Here is a 19315-nt window from a genome sequence, read left to right on the forward strand (position 1 = left end):
TCACCAAAGCTTTCCGCTCCGCAAGAACACCAGCGCTCGTTCTGTTAATTGTAACTATCGGATCTTTTATCTTCAGCTACCGGTACAATATGAGCAAAAGTTCTTCTTCTGCCAATATCGTGTACCTGATGGCTAACTCTGATAAAGCAGATGATTTAAAAGCAAGATTGAAAGAGTCGAAAGATACCACAAGCAAAGAAGCCCGTTTCATGAGCCTGATGGTTGAAGACATTGAATTGCTTCAGGCCAAATATAACAGCGACCCGTTGATAACGCCAATGGAGGAACTAAAGTTGTTGAAAGTCAACGACAAAGCTTATACAGATACGATCAATCACGCATTCAAGATAGCATACTTCCAAAGAAAACAAGACATAATCAAACTGATGGGCTTGTCTGTTGAAAGGTATATACGCGACACTAAGTTTGGTCTTGTCTGTGTTGATTTTTGTTATGGCCCGTCTATTAAAATGCTCAAAAAGAACGGGGTGTATTTTGCCCTTGCCTTTTCCTTCTTAACCCTTATAACCTGGTTTATCAGGCAGCGTATGAAAACTAAGTTTTCGTTCAGAAAGTATTTGTCTGCCATGGATAAACAGTTGCTAATTTTTGTTGGCGTACTCCTTCTCAATTCCATCTTTTTTGCACTATTCCTGTGTATTTCAGGTGGCATAGAATTGGGACGTACTGTTTTGCCGGCAACCCTGTTCCAGTTAGCCGCCATAAGTTATCTTGTCATTAACAGACATAAAACAACGGTGTCTAAACAAGATAATACTCAAATCACCCAACAATAAACCAGCTACTTTCACTTATCAGGTCAACTCTTCAAATCCATACCTGGCCATACTCCAGAAGGTATCCAATGCAATGAGGCGTTCTTTCAGGAACGAGATCATTGCGGGCCAGTCTTCTTTGCGGTGAATATTTACACCTGTAAACGCTTTGCTTACAGCGCTAACCGTTTTACCCCACTCATCAGTGACCTGTTGCTGCCACAGCCAGGCTTCGCTTCCCATTTCATGCTCTAGCATTCCCTTTAGCTCCATTAGCTTTTTGTAATGTGCCGAGCGAAATACTTCATCCTTGTGCGACAACACAATAGCTATGCTCACTTGTTTATGATCTGCTTCCATTTTAAACTGAACACCAGGAATACCGGTTTTGTAATTCAGCCAGCCAACTGCTGTTCCCTCCGCCGATAATACAGGCCGCATATACCTGCCGAAAGTTGTCCAAAATGCCTGCTTCTGACGCGAAACCTCTTCTTTTGTGTACATGGCATAAAGCTATTAAAAAGATATAATGGTCTGGGTTTAAACTATAACGCTACTTGCCAAAGTACCGGTTCATTATTGAGCGGGAAATCTTCCGAAAAGCAGGCAAACTTAATTTGGAATCCGCAATGAAGAGGTCTAACTTAGTTTCACCCTGGCTCCCTTATTGCGAACTTACCACATACGCAACCAACCTAACTATGCACAAAACTATCTATCCTGTGCAGTGCTTATAACGTTGATTGACTCCTCAACCCACCATTTTCGTATCCGTTCATACCGCACCTTATTTAATAAACTTCAACTTATTTATTCATCTCTAAAATGAAGGTTTATGTCATTCAACTTATTTGATTCCGTAAGAGGATTTCTGGGCAATGATGTCATTGACAATGCCAGTAATGTTCTAGGTGAGAATGAAAATAATATGCAGAAAGCAGCGTCGGGAGCAATTCCTGCGGTACTAACCGGCATTTTGGAAAAGGCAGGATCGGGTGATGCAGGAAACCTACTTAGAATGTCTAAAGAAACATTTAACAGCGGGATGCTTAACAATGTAGGCCGGTTTTTCAGTGACAATAGTTTGCTTTCCAGAGGCGGAGATCTGCTCAAGAGTATTTTTGGCGACCGCCTAAGCAATGTTACAAACATGATTGCCAGCTATGCAGGCATTAAACCCGGATCAGCAACCGCCCTACTAAGTGCAACTGCTCCCGCAGCCCTCGGTGCTTTAGGCAGCCATGCTGTATCGACAAACATGAGTACTTCAGGTTTTCTTTCTTTTCTTAACAACCAAAAGGATAACATCCTGAATGCCGTTCCTTCTGGTTTCAATCTTGCCAGCGCATTGGGATTAAGCAGCCTGGGAGCCATAGGCACCCGATTAACAAGCGCCCTGTCAGGCATTGGCGGATCTATAAAAAATACCGCCGCCAATATTCCAGGAACTCGTAAAAGAACCAACTGGTTTGTCCCCGCTTTGCTGGCCCTCGCGCTTATTGCTCTTATCTGGCTATTCATGGGTAGAAGAAATAACAGGAACGAAACTGCGCAATCAGGCATCAATATGCGACCTGACTCAGCCATTGCATCTGCCCCACCTGTGAATCGCCCGGCTACCCCGGCATCCATAATGGTGCAATTACCCAATGGTACAGAAATCAATGCTTATAAGGGTGGAATAGAAGATCAACTGGTAAAGTTTCTAAACGACCCTTCTAAAAAAGTCGATAAAAACACCTGGTTCGATTTTGACAATGTGAATTTTGAAACAGGCAGCGCCAACATCATGCCTGAAAGTATGACACAAATAAAAAACATTGCCGCTATCATGAAAGCGTTTCCGTCTGCGGCGATAAAGATCGGCGGGTATACTGATAAAACAGGTAATGAAAGCAGCAACCTGAAGCTTTCAAAAGCAAGAGCAGAGGCCGTACATACAGCTTTACAAAATGACGGAGTACCTGCCGCTCAGCTTTCCGGAGCCGAAGGCTATGGATCTAAATTTGCCAAGGCCCCAGCCGATGCGTCCGATGAAGAAAGAAAAAAAGACAGAAGGATGGCCGTTAATGTTCGCCATAAATAATTACCTACTGATGAAAGTTCACCCAGAATAAATTTTATGTATGAAAAAGAATAGTTGTCGTGCAGTAATGCTTTTGCTTTTCTTCATCGTTGCATTTTTCATTTCTTCCTGTGGCCCGAAGGACAGCAAAATTCAGGCAGACGTAGAAACTGCTATCAGAAGTAATCCTTCCACCAATGGTATAGCTGCCAATGTGGAAAAAGGAGTTGTTACCCTTTCGGGTGAATGTAAAGACGAGGCCAGTAAATCGGCTGTAGAATCGGAAGTAGCCAAAGTAAAAGGAGTGAAACAGGTGGTTAATAATTGCACTGTAATGCCTCCCCCGGCTCAGCCCGCTCCGGTAACTATTGCCCAGGATGAAACATTGATCAGGAATGTAAACGATGCTGTTAAAGATTACCCCGGCGTTACGGCATCTGTTAAGGACGGTGTTGTTACACTCACAGGAAATATTAAACGGTCAAATCTTCAAAAACTGATGATGAGCCTGCAATCGTTAAAACCTAAAAAGATCGACAATCAGCTTACCATTCAATAAAAGGAGGATGTAATTATGGCACTACAAGACAAATACCAGCAATTGTTGAATACGGCAAAAACTGTTGGCATTGCCAACTTACAGGTCCGTGAACAGGATAATGTTCTGTATATTGACGGTGAAGCTCCGAACGGCACAGCAAAAGACAGCTTGTGGGATATTTATGGAAAGCTTGATCCCGATTTTCGATCTGGTGATGTGGTTATGAATATAAACGTTTCATCTATGGCTCCTGGTGGTAAAGCAAAGGTAACAACCGATAAATCGAACCTGAATATCAGAAAAGGGCCGGGAACCGATCAACCGATAGTTGGTAAAGCAGCGCATCATGAAATTGTTACGTTGGTTAGTAAAACCAATGACCAATGGTGGCTTATCAGAACCGATGCCGGCGAAGAGGGATATGCTTATGCACAATATCTATCGCCTCAAAGTTGAAAACTTTAAAGCTAATTGTTTTAAGGGGATCACCTCTAATGAAGTGATCCCCTTATTTTTTGCAAGTGGGGCGTGAGGGATTCGAACCCCCTGTGTTTCTAATGTACCAGATTTACAGTCTGGTGTAACTCCACCGTCGTTACCGACGCCCCAGAGATGCCCATCTTCGCCAAGGCTTCGGCGGGTGGTAGCGGAGAGCAAAGGAATCGAACCTTCATCCCGTTGTTAAACGAGAAACATCTTAGCAGGATGTCACAGCAAACCAGTATCTGACTACTCTCCAGATGTAAGCCCGCTTACGCTAAGGCTTCGACGGCGAAGGCGGAAGGTACAGGACTCGAACCTGTAAACGCTGTTACACGTACGGCAGTTTTCAAGACTGCTGCATTACCAATTATGCTAACCTTCCAAAATATTGAGAGCAGGATGGGAATTAAACCCATATTGAATTGGTTTTGCAGACCAATCTCTATATCAGTATTGAGTACCTGCTCTTATGTAACGGCACCGGTATTTCCGGTTAGGCATATGAGTAACCCCTGTGAGATTCGAACTCACACTATACTGTTTCTAAGACAGCAGCCTCTCCCGTTGGGCTAAGGGGCTAAAAACAAAAAGCCCTCCAAGTGCTTGACCTGAAGGGCTTTAATGCGTTTATAAAGTTTATTTTTTCTATCAACTTTTGTCCGCATACATATAACTGCCCTTCAGCTCGTAGTAACAACTACTGAGCGACAATGACAGTAAATATGAATTAGTGCGAATCATGTTGCAAAGCTAATGAAAGATTCTAAATAACAAAACACTGTCTGCAATTATTTCTTACGGAATAGGCACTAACTGAAAATGGGTATGCAAATCACCTACATAATCCCATTGCTTTATCAATGCTCCATTACTTTGGCTGGCACCGGCCACATTCATATAAAGCCCGCTATGACGGGCAATGATCTTATAATAACCACTACCTACAGGGATAAGCGCAAACTCATCATTATAAATACTGTCTGCCCCATAGTTGTATTGTTTTACCAATCCGCCCACCCTGGTAATCGCTCACATAAGTACGGATGGCATGCCCATTGTATGTGTCTTCCCGGTAGCTTCTCCTTTTTGTAAATCAGTTAATGCCTCATCGCCGGTAACTGCACGAAAGGGCCTGCTACAAACGCATCTTCCGTAGCAGCCGCCGTTTTAACTGAGTTGTACAGCTTACCCCATCTGATGAGGTCAAGCCGGCGCTGACCTTCACCATAAAATTCTACCGCACGCTCTTTAAATAAATAGCTGGCCATATCTTCTTTGGAAAGATTGGCGGTAAATACACCTGTTGCGCCAAAAGATCTTTTCCTTATTTCATTTACTGCCGTCAGGGCCGTAGTGGGGTCATTGTTTTCACTGGCTGATTCTGCCAGCATCAGCCATACATCTGCATACCGGAATACATAAATATCCAGGCCGCCATCTGCGTCTGCAGCCTGTGACAACCGCAGGACCGCCCATGGTTAACCGGCTAACATTACCAACATAAGTAACGTTCTTGGTTAAAATATAATCAACACCACCAATTGGTAATGATATAGTAAATAAAACAAGGCTTCCAAAAAGGAAGCCTTGTTTTATTAGGTAACAGTTATATTACCTGGAACCATTTGATAATTATGGAAAGTTATCGAAGCACCGGCCCGGCCAGACGATAAGCTTCTCAACGTCATTATATATCCGAACAACTCAGACAATGGTACTTCTGCTTTTATGCATTGTACATTGTCTTTCATTTCAATACCTCTGATGATACCCCGCCGCCGATTTAAGTCGCCGGTGATGGCACCGGTATATTCATCGGGTGTTGATACTTCTACCAGCATCACCGGCTCCAACAATCTGGGTACTGCTTTAACTGCAGCTGCTTTGAAACCCATCCCTGCTACCTGTTCAAAGTCTTGCGCACTGGAATCCTTTTCATGAATAGCTCCATCAAATAATCGTACACGCATGGAATTAACGGGGTAACCAGCCAACGCACCGGTTTGCATAGCGGTTTCAAACCCTTTGTTCACGGAAGCAATAAACTCCTTCGGTATGGCGCCGCCTTTGATCTCATTAATAAATTCCAACCCCGGTGCATCCTGCTCACGCGTAGATAATTCAAAATGGATCTCGGCGAAACTGCCCGAGCCACCATTCTGCTTTTTAAATACCTCTTTGTGCAGCACAGGTTGCGTGAAGATCTCTTTGTAAGCGATCTGTGGTTTTCCTTTATTAACAGCTACCTCATATTCGGTGGCCAGTTTCTCCAGTACTACTTCCAGGTGTAATTCACCCATTCCCTTCAAAATAGTTTGACCGGTTTCTTTATCTGTTTCTACTACCAGCGTTGGGTCTTCTTCAAGCAGGCTCGATAAGGCCTCACTTAACTTACCTGATTCCTTACCGGTTTTTGCTTCTATAGAATACCCGATCATTGGTTCCGGGAAGTGGATGTTTTCCAGCAATACCGGATGTTCTGGATCAGACAGGGTATCGCCCGTGCGTACATCCTTCAACCCTACTAATGCCCCAATATCACCGGCGCCTATTTGCTCAACGGTTTCATATTTATCAGACATGATGCGCAACAAACGGCTCACACGCACTTTCTTTCCTGTTCTGCCATTCACCAACGCATCGCCCTGGTTTAAGGTACCAGAATACACACGTACCAATGCCAGCCTGCCGGTATAATCGTTGGTGATTATTTTAAAGGCCAATCCAGCAAACGCCGCATCTCTGTCGGTTTGTACAGTTACCGGTTCCTCATTAAATGGATCAATACCAGTAACAGCAGGGATATCAACCGGCGATGGCAAATACTGCACCACTGCATTCAGCAATGGTTGTACGCCTTTGTTCTTATAGGCTGCGCCACACACCACAGGAACCAGTTGTCTGCTAATGGTTGCCGCACGCAATGCTTCGTAGATGCTTTCTACAGTAATGGTTGCCGCATCGGTTGTGAATTGGTCAAACAGCGCTTCATTGGTCAGCGACAATTCTTCCAGCAAATGATTGCGATGCTGTTCTGCTTCCGCCAATAAATGAGCCGGAATAGTGGCCACTTCATAATTCTTTCCATCGTCACTGTTCCATAACAATGCTTTCATTTCTATCAGATCAATGATACCACTAAAGGCATCTTCTGCTCCTATTGGCATTTGCACAGGAACTACATTCGCGTGTAGCTTTTGTTTTATCTCATTCACCACCCGCATAAATTGTGCACCCTGCCGGTCCATTTTATTGATCAGCACAATACGCGGAATATTATACCGGTTGGCCTGCCGCCATACCGTTTCAGATTGTGGTTGCACGCCCGATTTGGCGCAAAACACGGCTACCGCTCCATCCAGCACGCGCAACGATCTTTCCACTTCAGCAGCAAAATCCACGTGCCCGGGTGTATCGATGATATTGATCTGGTAAGTATCATCCAGATATTTCCAATAGGTGGTAATCGCAGCCGAAGAAATGGTAATACCCCGCTTTTCTTCCTGCGGATCGCTATCCATTACGGTGTTGCCATCATCCACATTGCCCAGGCGATGTATAAATCCTGTATAATACAACATGCGTTCTGTAACTGTTGTCTTACCTGCATCCACATGGGCCATAATTCCTATATTCCTGTATTGTTGTAACCGTTTCATATAATATTTCGAGATAGAATAAATAAAAAAGGCCCTCCGTTCGTAACGGAAGGCCTTTTGCAATATGCAAAACAATCCTGCCATTACGGAATGTATTCCCGGAATGAGCTCATTATTGTTTTGATTATGAATTTCATATTGCTGATTAAAAAATGTTGGTTGATTGTTGAAGGTGTAACGTGGGGAGACAAACAAAAAGCCCTGACGGTACTGTCAGGGCTTCAATAGTATTATTATTGAAATGATCAGTTCCGCTTATCCGAAAATGGGTTTGTCTCCCCATTGTCTATAAAGACAATACAAGTACTGGCAATTACTGCTCTGATCGCAGTAGTTGCGTTTATACCTGTCTTGTATGTAAGCGTTTTAATCATTGTTTGTTATAATCGAGGATGCAAAACTAATAAAAGAATGGAAATAACAAAGGGCTTAATCATTTTTTTATATTACCAACAAGGCCCCCCGACAAATGTCGGGAAGCCTTGCCTACTTATCCCCATTACCTGAAACTTCCTCTTTTAACCCTACATGATATAATAAAATGCCCCCTGGCGCTTTTCTTCCGGTTCTTCCTGATCCTGCAACAGTTGCCGCAGGTCTTTTTCAATGTTATTGGCAATTGCTGTCACGGGCGTATCGGTTGGTTTGTTCTCAAAGGGGTCCTGTAAATGAATAGCCATCTTTTCTATCAGTAAAAAACAGGCGCTGATGGATACTACCAACGGTACTTCCAAAAACCCAAAGTGTTCTATTACGCCAAATGGCAACATGCTTATAAACAACAGTAAAGAGAAATGAATGTATAAACTGTATGTACTTGGAAATACCGTGTTCTTTATCCGTTCTGCTTTACCCATGGCATCGCATAAGCGGGTAAGTGTGCGGTCCATTTCAATTTGCTGATACCTGTTTATATATCCTTCTTCCAGGGCCCGCTTTAAATCACGCGCATGCTGGTCTAACATGGCCGTGGGCACGTTATTATAGCGACTCAGGCTTTCCAGTTCCCGGCGGCTTATATACTTTTCAAGTCCGCCTGTTGGGTTTAACCGGCGTAAACTTTGTCCCAATGCATAACACCAGCCTATCTGCCTGCGGATCATTCGCTGCCGCAATTGCATTACTTCATCTTCTTCATACTGGCTCTCGGTAAAATTGAGTACCTGCCGCGCCAGTGTGCGCGAGTCGTTCACAATGGCGCCCCATACCTGCCGGGCTTCCCACCAGCGATCATACGCCTGGTTACTTCTGAAGCCCAACAGTAAAGAGATCACTGTTCCCAAAATAGTGGGTATCGACAGGGGAATACTTATCGGTACTGTCAAAAAAAACTGGTGGATCACTGCGATAGTCAAACTATAAATTAATATTACCAGCAGTTCATACTTTACTTTCCCAAACACATAACCAATGGGAATATTCTTTTTTAGTAGCATCGAGGTATTGTTTAACTTTCTGAAATAATCATCTTACTCAACTCTGCGCATTCAGCAGCTTCAGCATAGCCACTGCTTCTTCTTCCACCGCTCTTATTTCAGGGATGGTTACAACACGGCGTTGTTTTATTTTGAACTGACGCAATAAGGGAACCCTGCTTTTTTTGAACATGCTGTCGGGGTTTACACTATCGGGATGCACCTTTACAAATTCATATTGTTCAGGGTATACGATCAGGTCAATATCATTTGCATCTACAAAGTGGCGGAACACAACTGGTGTATTTCCATACAAATGACGGAAAACGATACTGCTCACCTGTTTGGGAAACTGTTGCTTTATTTGTTTGCAGTTGTTCCTGAAGGTATCTGTTAATAAGTCGTGGTATGGCTGCCGCTGATTCCTGATGAGGTCACTCACAAAAAAAGGAATTTGAAAAGCGTGGAACATCGTAATGTTCACAACCTGCTCACCCATGTTTTGAATGGCTTTTTCAACCAGGTCGAAAGAAGCAGTAGAAAAATCGGTGGGTACCAACACATTTCGCATACTGTAATGATTAAATTAGCAATGATGTTTACAGTAGCAAAGCTGGCACTTTGGTATTAGAAGCGCTTAAGAGTCACTTAAGAATACATTAAAAAGGGAATAAGAATGGGATTAGAAAATTAATGTTGCCCGTTTAAAGTGATCTCAACGGAAGTGCCCTTCCCTTCCTCAGATCTTATCAACAATTCGCCATTATGCAGGCGGATAATATTTCGTGCCAGGGGAAGGCCTACCCCATGACCTTCAAATCTGTCGGTATTGGAGGCCCGGTAAAAGGGTTCAAAAACGTATTTTAACTCGGTTGCCGGAATGCCAATACCCTCGTCTACAATGCCGATCCTGATCTTTTGTTTTTCTACCCTGAGCGTAAGCTGTACAGGCCGGTCATTGCTGTATTTACAGGCGTTCATTACAATATTGGTCAATGCCAGTTTTAATAAATGGTAATTTCCTTCTACTGACAACTGGTTTTCATTGGGCGGCAATTCGCCATAATGCAACTGCACTTTATTGTCGGGATGCAGTTCATCTACCGCGTGTTTTACCTCCCACAATAATTCATCTATTCTAACCACGCTGCGGCGTTGTTTTTTACCATCGAAACCACTTTGCGCCAGGGCCAGCAGGCTGCTGGTTAAATGGTCAAGTTTTACGGCTTCGTTTAAGATCACCTGTAGGCTTTGCCGGTATTCTTCATTGGTGCGGGCTTTTTTCAGCGCAATATCAGCTTCGCCCATGATGGTAGTAAGCGGCGTGCGCAGTTCATGGGAAGCATTGCTTACAAAATTATTCTGGGTTTCAAACGCGGTTTGCAGACGGTCGAGCATGGTATTGAAAGTATGCGCCAGTTCTGTCATTTCGTCTTTTCCTTTCTTAGGCTCCAGGCGCAGGTGCAGGTTATGCGCGCTAATGTCCTGTACCTTGCTGATGAGCTGCCGCAAGGGTTGAAAGGTTTTGCGGCTAAAAAATATGCCGGCGGTAAACACCAATAAAACCCCCACTATAAAGATGATGACCTTTATGCGGAATAAGGTGCTTAACAACTGGTTCCCATATGTATTTACCGCTGATTTAATAACAAGATAGGTCTTCGTTTCATCGCGGTACAATATCCCTGCATAGTGCACTTTGTCTTTTTCAATGAACACTGTTTTGCCTTCTGCGGTTATTATCTCGCGGTAAAACGAATGCGGCAGTTTGGCTTGTACCAGGGGATAAATGGCGTTGGAGACGGAATCCCAGGTTAACAGATATTCCTGTTCTTTGGGAAGCACTTCCAAATACTGCCGCCGCAATTCCTGGTAAGTAACGGTGGATACTTTGTTCTGCTCAAAACGAAGTTTGGCTGCTACCCGTACGCGCAGCTCCAGTCGTTTTAAAAAATCGTTCGACGCAAACCGGGTCACCAGGTAATAAGTGGTAAAACTGATGAACAGGATCAGCAATGCCGTTAGCACCGTAAACAACAACGCGGTTTGTGTCTGTATTTTCAATGGTATTAACTTTTTTTATCTTCCTTGAGGATGTAGCCCATACCGATCATGGTATGAATAAGTTTCTGTGCCGGATTGGTATCTATTTTTTTACGCAGGTAATTCACATATACATCCACCACATTGGTGCTCATGTTGAAATCTATTCCCCATACATTTTCCAGCAACTCCATACGGCTCAGCACGCGTCCCCGGTTGTGCATCATAAATTCAAGCAGCCGGTATTCTGTGGCTGTGAGGGTAACCGGTTCGCCATTCAGGCTGGCCGAACGCGTACTGATGTTCAGGATAAGGTTCCCTATTTGCAATACATCAGGCTGATTGGTATTGCCGGGTGATTTGCGCCGCACCAACGTTCGCAAACGGGCTTCCAGCTCGGCAAAATGAAAAGGTTTAACCAGGTAATCGTCGGCACCACTGTCGAGCCCGGCCACAATATTTTCTGTAGTGCCCAGCGCTGTTAGCATCAGGATGGGGGTATCGATTTGCTGGCGACGTAATTGTTTGCATAATTGAATACCATTCAGGCCTGGCAGCATAATGTCAAGCACCATTACGTCAAACTGGTTTTTGATGGCCATTTCATGGCCAATAAGGCCATCGGGCGCTACGGTTACCTCATAACCGGCCTCCTTCAACCCCTTGTTCAGCATACTGGCCAATGCTGCCTCGTCTTCCACCAAAAGGATTTTCATCGCTGAATGTATTTAAGCAAAAATAACCACTAAAAAACAAATCCCCTCCAATACTGGAAGGGGAGTGCTTTTTGTTTACTGGCTTATACTAATGAATACAGCGTTACTGATATTCGTACTTCAATTGTGTTTCTCCGTCGTCGGAGGTTAAAGGGTATCCTTTTCCATCATAGGTATACTTTGTAGTAATGGTGTTATCTAACTGTGTGCCGGGAAAATCATAAAAAGCGGTGACTACCTCGTTTTTGGCATGGAACTGCATGGTGTAACCTGCGTCAAGCACCCATTGGGTTATGGTTGGGTAACCTGGCTTTTTGGTGCCGTAAGTAAACGAAACAGCAATCGTCTCATCCCCTTCAGTGGTTAGTTTTTCCACATTGCCATTGCTGTTATAAGTGATGTTGGCTATTTGTTCCATATCTGCCAGTTTCATTTCCTGTTTAATTCTGGTTACCTGATTGTTTGTAACGGTATAGGAAAGAACATCATCCTGAACGAGGTCATCGGGTTCTCCGGGTATTTTGTGAATCACTTTTACTGTGCCGGAAACCGGTGTTCCATTATTGTAGGTATAGGTATACGTACTGTAATAGCTGTTGCCTCTGATGTCCAGTTTCACCATGTTACCCGACCCATCATAGGTAAAAGCAGTAGATTCAAGATTATCAGTTGAGCTGAATGATGTTAATTTACTACCGTCGTAGGTTAAATTGTAAATAGTAGTCTTACCATTCTCTGTTTTGGTCACTTTCTTCAATTGCCGGGTGGTTTCGCCGCCATTGTTATTGCCATTGGAGTTGTTGTCTTTCTTACATGAACTTGCTACCAGCAGGGCCATCGCGCCGGCCAACAGAAAAATCTTTTTCATAACTGTAATTGTAGGTTGTTTGAAATATGGTTTTACTTCACCGGCTCATGGTTTGGCTATACGTTGCTGCGGTGAAGCAGAGCGCAATGTTACCACAGGAAGGGGCGCTCCACTTCGGGGAGCAGCATGAAATGTAGAATGAGTTACATGAACTGTATAACCGGGATGTCTTATCAACATCAAAATGGGGATATCATTAAATATTATCCACCGCTTTTACTCGTACGGTGAATGATTTTTAACGAATCTTCCTACATCATTTACATATTCAATTTTTGCCTGATTGCCTGTTTAGGAAGGGATTATGCCTGTATTAACTAATATCTTTGTACTTACAAACTTTGTATAATGGCTATTCGAATTTTTATCACGGGCGGCACTTTCGACAAGGAATATAATGAGCTGAATGGTGAGTTGTATTTTAAAGATACCCACATGAATGAGTTGTTGGCTGAAGGCAGAAGTCGACTAAATGTGCATATTAAAACCCTCATGATGATCGATAGCCTTGAAATGACACCCGATCACCGGAACCTGATTGCCGAAGAATGCCAGCAATGTGATGAACAAAGGATCGTTATTACACATGGCACCGATACCATGGCAGAAACGGCCCGTGTGCTGGCCAAGAAAGTAACCGGTAAAACAATTGTATTAACCGGCGCCATGATACCCATAAAATTTGGTAGCTCCGACGGACTGTTCAACCTGGGCAGCGCACTTGCTTTTGTACAATCCCTTCCACCCGGAGTATATGTTGCGATGAATGGCCGCTTTTTTAACTGGGACAATGTACGCAAGAACAGACAGACGGGTATTTTTGAAGAGTTACCACCTGTATCTGCCAGTGCTAAATAAAAAAAAGCTGATTACTCAGCTTTATGGTTTCTTGGGAGGAAGACTAAACGCTACGGCTTCATGTTCGAAATGACCTTTATGCGAACCATCACAAAAGGGTTTATTCTGCGACATTCCACAACGGCAAATTGAAATCACTTCCCGACCACCCAGATCGTATACATTGCCATTTTTATCCACAATTTCAAAATCACCTTCTACCCGTAATGAACCGTTGCTGTTAACTGTAATCTTTGTTGTTGCCATCGTAATTAAAAATAAATTAGGGGCGCAAGATACAGGAAAAGCATTCAGAAATTATTAGAACAACACTTCCTTAATAAACAGATTCTATCAGGGTTTCTTTTCCACTAAAAACAAATGATTCGCCTGCTTTTTTATTTTGTAACAATTTGGCGAGGGGCGCCTGGGGCGAAAGGAAAACGATCAATTTACCATTGATTGTTTGTTTGCCTAAACCCGCTGCAATAAAGAAGGTAAGATCAGCACATTCAATACAGGCGCCCATGGTGGCAAACTGGTATACTACATCTGTTTTCACTTCGTGAAGCAAAGCCAGCTCTTTTACCTGTTGTGCCAGCTGTTTCGAATGCATCTCCGATTCCAGCTGGCCCATAGCCCGCGCTGTTTCATACTTATCGCCTACTGAGCTTTTCTCTTCGCTGTTTGCCGCTTCCTGTGCATTATTTATCAGGGTTTTGGCAGCGGTTATCCGTTGCTCAATAAGCTGCTGCGCTGCCAGCTTCAGGCTGTTTTTGAGTGCTATTTTTTCTAATTCCGTCACAGCTGCTAAAGTACTCAATTGTTAAAATAATCTAAAAGACCTTCTTATTATCTATATCCTTTATGTAAACTAAATCAGGGGAGCATCCAATTCAAAACAAATTGTATGAACACCCTGTATAAACTCCTTACAAGCAGTCTGCTTATTGTTGGCGCAACCACCCTTATCTATTCAAGGAAACCGCCTGTAGCACCCCTTAAACCAGATCCCAGCCGTCAAAAGAAAGTGCAAATTGCAGTGCTGCTCGATGTGAGCAATAGTATGGATGGCCTTATTGGCCAGGCCAAAGCCCAGTTATGGAACATGGTAAGTGTATTGGGAAAAGCCACCTGTAACGATGTGGCACCTACTGTTGAAATTGCCCTTTATGAATATGGCCGCCCTACCAATGATGCCAGGTCGGGTTATGTAAAACAGATCAATTATTTTACCCGCGACCTCGATGAAGTATCGCGCAACCTTTTCAGGCTTACCACCAATGGGGGTGATGAATATTGCGGCCACGTTATATACACTTCCTTAACCAGTTTGGAATGGGATGCCAACCCCGATAACTATAAAGTAATTTTTATTGCCGGTAATGAAGACTTCTTACAGGGTGATATTTCTTATACCCAGGCCTGTTCCGAGGCCAAGAAAAAAGGCGTAATTATTAACACTATTTATTGCGGCGACCGGAACCAGGGCATTCGCGAGCACTGGAACCTGGGTAGTGAATGTGGTACCGGCAGCTTTACCAACATCAATCAAAATGCACAGATGATCGATATCCCCACTCCATACGACACGGTTCTTTTTCAGTTGAACATTCAATTAAACGGCACCTATATCGGCTACGGGAGAGCAGGCCAGGCAAACATGTCGAAACAGGAAGAGGTAGATAAATTGAATTACGGTATGAATAAAGCAGCCGCTGCAAAACGCGTGGCCGTTAAAGGGCAAAAGCAGTTATATAATAATTCAAACTGGGACCTTGTAGACGCCAGCCAGGATGATGCTGCCATTGTGGAGAAGGTTGATATGAATACCCTGCCTGATAACTTAAAAAATAAATCCCGCACCGAGTTAAAACAAATAGTAACTACCAAGAGCAAGGAACGCGCAGACATACAAAAACAGATCTCTGCGGTATCGGTAAAAAGGGAAGCTTATATAAATACTGAAAAAGCCCGCCGCGCCAATGGTGGCAACGAGCAAACGTTGGAAACCGAAATTGAAAAAATAATCAGGGCACAGGCTAAAAAGTACAACCTGACCATACAATAAAGCTTGAGACGGTTCTATATATAAAAAGCGGCGATAGTTATTGTAACTACCGCCGCTAATCTTTTTAAGACAACTTACTTAGAATGGCAGATCATCATCGCCTGAAGACGATGATTCAAACGTACCAGGCATGGTGTTGAAGTTGCTGTTATTGCCGGGCACAGGAGCACTGCCGCCGCCACCATTTTTGGGAACCATTTTCCAGGCTTTTACATCGGTGTACCAACGACCATTGTATTCCCTGCTTTCCACATCAAAAGAAACATCTACCAGGTCGCCTGTTTTAAAGCTGCCCATATCAATTTTATCGCCCCAAACAGCGATACATACTTTTTTAGGATAATTGTCGCCTGTTTCAAGAATAAATTCTTGCTTTTTCCAGGTACCATTTTTTCCCTGGCCAGACTGAACCTGTAAGAACTGAATAATTTTTCCGCTGATATCCATAGTTAGTAATTTCTTTTATACCTCGTCAAAGGTATGTTTACCGTTCACATTTCGGGAAAATTGATCTCACAATTTTTTAACAGCCTTAAAAAGGAATGTTGTCCGGGTCAACATCCTCCAGGTCATCGTCGTATTGATCTTTAAGGCCCAATTCTTTACAGGTGCACCATTCTTCAAACGGACAGGATGGCGGGTCGTAATTGCAGAATTCAACTGTTTCAAAACCGTTTTCCACAATGGCCACTTTTTTTTCCAGGACACTGATCAGCAGGGTATATTTTCTGGAAATGGGTAATTTCTCCGGCATTTCTACCCCAATATTCCAGGTAAACAACAATTTTTCAAATGCAAGGCTTACCGCCTCCATTTGATCGTTGGTTAATTGGTCCGTTGGTGGAAATTGTTCTAATTGTAATCCGCAATAATAACTGAAATCGTGTTCCGGATCATTCTCCAACCAGCGCTCTACTTCTTCAAAGTATCGCTCTATGGATTCCAGATCATTTTCTCCGGCAGCAGCTGAATAGGTTTCAGGTTGTTGTTCCCGGCAGGCTTCTGCAATATCTGCTAGTAGGTGGTTAATATAGGACTGCATACAATAAACTTCAATTATGCAAGCATAACCGTATTTTATTATTATGAAATAACAACCGTTTTAGTTGAAGGGTTTTTATTCCCCGATGCAGGGTTTGGGGGGTTCAGGCGTGGCATTGTAATATAGCCCATACCGTTATACACCTGATTTATATATTACACGGAAAGTTAATTATTTATTACAATAAAAAAAGCACCGATTTGAAATCGGCGCTTCATTTAGATAATTTACAAAAAATGTATACTTAGGCTGCCATTCTGTGAGATAACTGATCCCCGATTGCATTTACAACATTTGGGGGAATATTACCTGCGGCAGAACCTCTGTCGATGGCGGTTATTCGCTTTAATGCCGGATGCCATCCAAAAATATACACAGGACTTCCATTCACACTGACCCGGTATTGCGTTTCCATGGTGTACGTTTGAAATGCGGTGGCTTTTACAAAAAGCGGAGTATCGCCAACCACCATTTCAAACTCCTCAGTTCTCATTCTCGTTGCATTCTTTCTGGTACTCATAAGAATCCTCCCTTTTTAGTTATAGATACAGTAGTTTTTCAACAACTATGCCGGAAAAACCCTGCTGTGCCAGTTCCCTGACTGATAATTCTTCACATCCCGGGAGGAGATTCTACGATAAATCCTTATGCGTTTCACGCACAACGAGTGGGTAATTAAAACACCTATTTGTGGAAACATTTACTTTAGGAACCGCGTTGTGCACGGCCTGCTACGCGTGTTGATTTGGCAGCACCCTTTGTATTGCTTTTTCCCTTGGTTGGAATGGGCGCTTTGTTACCTGTTGTAGCGTTTCCTTTCTTTTTGTCTTTATTCTTATTAGTATTAAACAGTGACATATATTTAAATTTATATGGGTAAAGTTACAAAAGCCTGTCAAATTAGGCTACAGCACAAGAAGTGTTCAATATAACGAATTACTCATTACAAACGTATATCTCCTTGTTTTGCAGGCAGAATTTGGGATTCTTTTATAAAATTAAAAGTCACCCTGCAACAGATGACTTTTACTTTTTTCATGGCTAAACCCGTTACTGAAACTTAAAACTTCAAAACCGAATAATTCAGTGGGTTAAACTCAAGATCTTTTTTACTTACTAACAGCCGTTATGCTATAATCATTTGTTATTCAAACAATAACGATCCGTCCCCGACAAATATTCGGTAACACCTTACAAATTTACAATAAATTTCTTAAAACATTCTTGCAGACAGAATATTATTCAGAAATACCCTAATTTTACAGAAAATTCATCGGAATGGATGTTGTTTTAGATAATACCGATCTGCAAATCCTGGAGCGCATGCAGGCCAATGCCCGTATTTCAAATGCTGATTTGGCCCGCGAATTAAACATGGCGCCTTCAGCAGTACTGGAACGGGTTAAAAAGCTGGAGCAGAAAAAGGTGATCCAGGGATATTCCACGCAGATCAATCCTGCCTCGATACAACAAAAATTGCTTGCGTTTATATTTATCCGCTCGTCTGAAGGTTTTACCTGCAGCAGTAGTACCGCCCAGGCGTTAGCGGCTATACCTGAGGTACAGGAAGTACATCACATTGCCGGTGAAGACTGTTATCTTATTAAGGTGCGTACCGCCGACTCATCAACACTGATGCAGTTGATGCGCAACCAGCTGCAAAAAATCCCTAACATCGCAAGCACGAAAACAACCATCGTTCTGGAAACCGTGAAAGAACAACAACAATTGGTGATTCCTAAAATTTAACTGTATGAGTGATGCAAAAAAAAGCGCTTCTCCTTTATTAGTTGTAATTGCTTTTGCAACTGTGTACCTGGTTTGGGGCTCAACGTATTTCTTTATACAACGCGCTGTTGAGCACATCCCGCCGTTTATACTGGGCGCCATCCGCTTTTTAGTTGCGGGTGGATTATTACTTACCTGGTGTGCTATTAAAGGCGAAAAATTATTTAACTGGGCACATATAAAACCAGCGCTTGTTAGTGGTTTGTTGATGTTGTTTGTTGGGAACGGTGCTGTAATCTGGGCTGAACAATCACTCGCCAGTTCACTGGTAGCGGTATTAGTTTCATCGGCGCCCATCTGGTTTGTGGTGTTGGATAAACCCAAGTGGAAGGAAAACCTTACCAGCCGCCCCACTATAATAGGTTTGATAGTAGGTTTTATTGGTGTGATCTTATTATTCAGCGAACAAACAAGCAAGGCATTGGGCGCTGGCAATGGCCACCAGGTAATAGGCCTGATCGTGTTGATCATTGGCGCCATGGCCTGGGCCGGTGGATCCTTATACTCGAAATATAATTCAAAATCTACGTCGGCAACAGTAAATACGGCCTGGCAAATGCTGGCTGCCGGTATTGTCTTTGTACCAGGTAGTTTTATAAATAATGAATGGAGTACTTTTCAGGTGGCTTCAGTAACAACAAGTTCCTGGTTGTCGCTGCTTTACCTTATTACCATGGGCTCCCTGGCTGGTTTTAGTGCTTATGTATGGTTGTTGCAGGTACGCCCGGCCACACAGGTAAGCACCTATGCATACGTAAACCCGGTAGTAGCGGTTTTATTGGGAGTATTATTTGCCGGCGAGCATATGACCGCGTTGCAAATAACCGGTTTGGCAGTGATCCTGCTGAGCGTTCTGTTGATAAACCTGGCAAAATATCGCAAGGAAAAAAAATCGTTGGCGAGTGAAAATGAATCCTCGCCCTTAAAAGATAACATAGTGATCTCGCCCAGACAAAAAGCGGTGATCTAACAGCATTATAAATAATTGGGTTTTTAGGTTATAAATAGACC

Annotated in this window: 23 protein-coding genes and 2 tRNA genes; 8 read left to right on the forward strand and 17 right to left on the reverse strand. The window is 43.1% G+C overall.

The window, feature by feature from the left end; genetic code table 11:
• Positions 1-89 precede the first annotated feature (89 nt).
• Entirely contained in the window at positions 90-797 is a 708-nt protein-coding gene (locus tag BMX95_RS34400; protein WP_133053886.1) for a hypothetical protein, read from the forward strand.
• Positions 798-815: 18 nt separating this feature from the next.
• Here the strand turns inward: BMX95_RS34400 and BMX95_RS03370 are convergent, their stop codons facing one another.
• The gene (locus tag BMX95_RS03370; protein ID WP_081198834.1) at positions 816-1280 is read right to left on the reverse strand and encodes a DUF4268 domain-containing protein; all 465 of its coding nucleotides are present in this window, start codon (positions 1278-1280) and stop codon (positions 816-818) included.
• Between the two features lie 331 nt (positions 1281-1611).
• Between BMX95_RS03370 and BMX95_RS03375 the strand changes: the two genes are divergently transcribed.
• Genes BMX95_RS03375 through BMX95_RS03385 form a run of 3 tightly spaced genes read left to right on the forward strand, consistent with a single transcriptional unit; the run spans position 1612 to position 3838 of the window.
• Positions 1612-2862, forward strand: a complete 1251-nt coding sequence (locus BMX95_RS03375; RefSeq protein WP_081198833.1) for an OmpA family protein — start codon at positions 1612-1614, stop codon at positions 2860-2862.
• A gap of 40 nt (positions 2863-2902) precedes the next feature.
• Positions 2903-3400, forward strand: coding sequence for a BON domain-containing protein (locus BMX95_RS03380; protein ID WP_081198832.1), 498 nt, complete (start codon positions 2903-2905; stop codon positions 3398-3400).
• A gap of 15 nt (positions 3401-3415) precedes the next feature.
• Positions 3416-3838, forward strand: a complete 423-nt coding sequence (locus tag BMX95_RS03385) for an SH3 domain-containing protein (RefSeq protein WP_081198831.1) — start codon at positions 3416-3418, stop codon at positions 3836-3838.
• Positions 3839-4160: 322 nt separating this feature from the next.
• Here the strand turns inward: BMX95_RS03385 and BMX95_RS03390 are convergent.
• The 10 genes from BMX95_RS03390 to BMX95_RS03435 form a co-directional block, all read right to left on the reverse strand.
• Positions 4161-4247: transfer RNA gene (locus tag BMX95_RS03390), tRNA-Ser, on the reverse strand.
• Positions 4248-4371: 124 nt separating this feature from the next.
• Positions 4372-4444, reverse strand: a tRNA-Leu gene (locus tag BMX95_RS03395).
• A gap of 216 nt (positions 4445-4660) precedes the next feature.
• A complete protein-coding gene (locus BMX95_RS03400; RefSeq protein ID WP_165758865.1) occupies positions 4661-4873 on the reverse strand; it encodes an RICIN domain-containing protein in 213 nt (70 codons plus the stop codon).
• Between the two features lie 89 nt (positions 4874-4962).
• Positions 4963-5325, reverse strand: coding sequence for a RagB/SusD family nutrient uptake outer membrane protein (locus BMX95_RS03405; protein ID WP_165758864.1), 363 nt, complete (start codon positions 5323-5325; stop codon positions 4963-4965).
• Positions 5326-5460: 135 nt separating this feature from the next.
• A complete protein-coding gene (gene fusA / locus BMX95_RS03410) occupies positions 5461-7524 on the reverse strand; it encodes an elongation factor G (RefSeq protein WP_081199858.1) in 2064 nt (687 codons plus the stop codon).
• A 524-nt stretch (positions 7525-8048) separates the two neighbouring features.
• Positions 8049-8960: a bestrophin family protein gene (locus tag BMX95_RS03415; protein ID WP_081198828.1), complete on the reverse strand. Its 912-nt coding sequence runs from the start codon at positions 8958-8960 to the stop codon at positions 8049-8051.
• Between the two features lie 37 nt (positions 8961-8997).
• Complete coding sequence (locus tag BMX95_RS03420) at positions 8998-9510, reverse strand: adenine nucleotide alpha hydrolase family protein (RefSeq protein ID WP_081198827.1); 513 nt, start codon at positions 9508-9510, stop codon at positions 8998-9000.
• 119 nt (positions 9511-9629) lie between these two features.
• The gene (locus tag BMX95_RS03425) at positions 9630-11003 is read right to left on the reverse strand and encodes a HAMP domain-containing sensor histidine kinase (RefSeq protein WP_081198826.1); all 1374 of its coding nucleotides are present in this window, start codon (positions 11001-11003) and stop codon (positions 9630-9632) included.
• Between the two features lie 5 nt (positions 11004-11008).
• Positions 11009-11698 (reverse strand): response regulator transcription factor, encoded by a 690-nt coding sequence (locus tag BMX95_RS03430; protein WP_081198825.1) that lies wholly within the window; start codon positions 11696-11698, stop codon positions 11009-11011.
• Between the two features lie 103 nt (positions 11699-11801).
• A complete protein-coding gene (locus BMX95_RS03435) occupies positions 11802-12566 on the reverse strand; it encodes a hypothetical protein (RefSeq protein ID WP_081198824.1) in 765 nt (254 codons plus the stop codon).
• Between the two features lie 348 nt (positions 12567-12914).
• Between BMX95_RS03435 and BMX95_RS03440 the strand changes: the two genes are divergently transcribed.
• Positions 12915-13424, forward strand: a complete 510-nt coding sequence (locus BMX95_RS03440; RefSeq protein ID WP_081198823.1) for an asparaginase domain-containing protein — start codon at positions 12915-12917, stop codon at positions 13422-13424.
• A gap of 21 nt (positions 13425-13445) precedes the next feature.
• Here BMX95_RS03440 and BMX95_RS03445 read toward each other — a convergent pair whose 3' ends face one another.
• Both BMX95_RS03445 and BMX95_RS03450 read right to left on the reverse strand, forming a co-directional pair.
• The gene (locus tag BMX95_RS03445; protein ID WP_014222518.1) at positions 13446-13670 is read right to left on the reverse strand and encodes a CDGSH iron-sulfur domain-containing protein; all 225 of its coding nucleotides are present in this window, start codon (positions 13668-13670) and stop codon (positions 13446-13448) included.
• A 70-nt stretch (positions 13671-13740) separates the two neighbouring features.
• Complete coding sequence (locus BMX95_RS03450) at positions 13741-14208, reverse strand: hypothetical protein (RefSeq protein ID WP_165758863.1); 468 nt, start codon at positions 14206-14208, stop codon at positions 13741-13743.
• 105 nt (positions 14209-14313) lie between these two features.
• Here BMX95_RS03450 and BMX95_RS03455 point away from each other — a divergent pair, with 105 nt between their 5' ends.
• A complete protein-coding gene (locus BMX95_RS03455) occupies positions 14314-15474 on the forward strand; it encodes a vWA domain-containing protein (protein ID WP_081198821.1) in 1161 nt (386 codons plus the stop codon).
• Positions 15475-15552: 78 nt separating this feature from the next.
• On the opposite strand, the gene BMX95_RS03460 is transcribed toward BMX95_RS03455, so the two are convergent.
• The 4 genes from BMX95_RS03460 to BMX95_RS34830 form a co-directional block, all read right to left on the reverse strand.
• Entirely contained in the window at positions 15553-15921 is a 369-nt protein-coding gene (locus BMX95_RS03460; RefSeq protein ID WP_081198820.1) for a DUF3127 domain-containing protein, read from the reverse strand.
• Between the two features lie 85 nt (positions 15922-16006).
• Entirely contained in the window at positions 16007-16516 is a 510-nt protein-coding gene (locus tag BMX95_RS03465; RefSeq protein WP_081198819.1) for a hypothetical protein, read from the reverse strand.
• 244 nt (positions 16517-16760) lie between these two features.
• The gene (locus BMX95_RS03470; RefSeq protein ID WP_090519275.1) at positions 16761-17036 is read right to left on the reverse strand and encodes a hypothetical protein; all 276 of its coding nucleotides are present in this window, start codon (positions 17034-17036) and stop codon (positions 16761-16763) included.
• A gap of 185 nt (positions 17037-17221) precedes the next feature.
• Positions 17222-17374 (reverse strand): hypothetical protein, encoded by a 153-nt coding sequence (locus BMX95_RS34830; RefSeq protein WP_165758862.1) that lies wholly within the window; start codon positions 17372-17374, stop codon positions 17222-17224.
• 420 nt (positions 17375-17794) lie between these two features.
• Between BMX95_RS34830 and BMX95_RS03475 the strand changes: the two genes are divergently transcribed.
• Both BMX95_RS03475 and BMX95_RS03480 read left to right on the forward strand, forming a co-directional pair.
• On the forward strand, positions 17795-18265 hold the full coding sequence (locus tag BMX95_RS03475; protein WP_081198817.1) for an Lrp/AsnC family transcriptional regulator: 471 nt from the start codon (positions 17795-17797) through the stop codon (positions 18263-18265).
• A 4-nt stretch (positions 18266-18269) separates the two neighbouring features.
• Positions 18270-19274, forward strand: a complete 1005-nt coding sequence (locus BMX95_RS03480; protein WP_081198816.1) for an EamA family transporter — start codon at positions 18270-18272, stop codon at positions 19272-19274.
• Positions 19275-19315: the final 41 nt, after the last annotated feature.

The sequence above is a fragment of the Niastella yeongjuensis genome (assembly GCF_900110245.1).
Taxonomy (GTDB): Bacteria; Bacteroidota; Bacteroidia; order Chitinophagales; family Chitinophagaceae; genus Niastella; species Niastella yeongjuensis.

Coding starts and splice junctions, on each gene's coding strand:
- BMX95_RS03475 (WP_081198817.1), top strand. CDS start 17,795: ATGGATGTTGTTTTAGATAATACCGATCTGCAAATCCTGGAGCGCATG.
- BMX95_RS03370 (WP_081198834.1), bottom strand. CDS start 1,280: ATGTACACAAAAGAAGAGGTTTCGCGTCAGAAGCAGGCATTTTGGACA.
- BMX95_RS03430 (WP_081198825.1), bottom strand. CDS start 11,698: ATGAAAATCCTTTTGGTGGAAGACGAGGCAGCATTGGCCAGTATGCTG.
- BMX95_RS34830 (WP_165758862.1), bottom strand. CDS start 17,374: ATGTCACTGTTTAATACTAATAAGAATAAAGACAAAAAGAAAGGAAAC.
- BMX95_RS03445 (WP_014222518.1), bottom strand. CDS start 13,670: ATGGCAACAACAAAGATTACAGTTAACAGCAACGGTTCATTACGGGTA.
- BMX95_RS03385 (WP_081198831.1), top strand. CDS start 3,416: ATGGCACTACAAGACAAATACCAGCAATTGTTGAATACGGCAAAAACT.
- BMX95_RS03455 (WP_081198821.1), top strand. CDS start 14,314: ATGAACACCCTGTATAAACTCCTTACAAGCAGTCTGCTTATTGTTGGC.
- BMX95_RS03440 (WP_081198823.1), top strand. CDS start 12,915: ATGGCTATTCGAATTTTTATCACGGGCGGCACTTTCGACAAGGAATAT.
- BMX95_RS03380 (WP_081198832.1), top strand. CDS start 2,903: ATGAAAAAGAATAGTTGTCGTGCAGTAATGCTTTTGCTTTTCTTCATC.
- BMX95_RS03415 (WP_081198828.1), bottom strand. CDS start 8,960: ATGCTACTAAAAAAGAATATTCCCATTGGTTATGTGTTTGGGAAAGTA.
- BMX95_RS03465 (WP_081198819.1), bottom strand. CDS start 16,516: ATGCAGTCCTATATTAACCACCTACTAGCAGATATTGCAGAAGCCTGC.
- BMX95_RS03375 (WP_081198833.1), top strand. CDS start 1,612: ATGTCATTCAACTTATTTGATTCCGTAAGAGGATTTCTGGGCAATGAT.
- BMX95_RS03470 (WP_090519275.1), bottom strand. CDS start 17,036: ATGAGTACCAGAAAGAATGCAACGAGAATGAGAACTGAGGAGTTTGAA.
- BMX95_RS03480 (WP_081198816.1), top strand. CDS start 18,270: ATGAGTGATGCAAAAAAAAGCGCTTCTCCTTTATTAGTTGTAATTGCT.
- BMX95_RS03420 (WP_081198827.1), bottom strand. CDS start 9,510: ATGCGAAATGTGTTGGTACCCACCGATTTTTCTACTGCTTCTTTCGAC.
- BMX95_RS03460 (WP_081198820.1), bottom strand. CDS start 15,921: ATGGATATCAGCGGAAAAATTATTCAGTTCTTACAGGTTCAGTCTGGC.
- fusA (WP_081199858.1), bottom strand. CDS start 7,524: ATGAAACGGTTACAACAATACAGGAATATAGGAATTATGGCCCATGTG.
- BMX95_RS03435 (WP_081198824.1), bottom strand. CDS start 12,566: ATGAAAAAGATTTTTCTGTTGGCCGGCGCGATGGCCCTGCTGGTAGCA.
- BMX95_RS34400 (WP_133053886.1), top strand. CDS start 90: ATGAGCAAAAGTTCTTCTTCTGCCAATATCGTGTACCTGATGGCTAAC.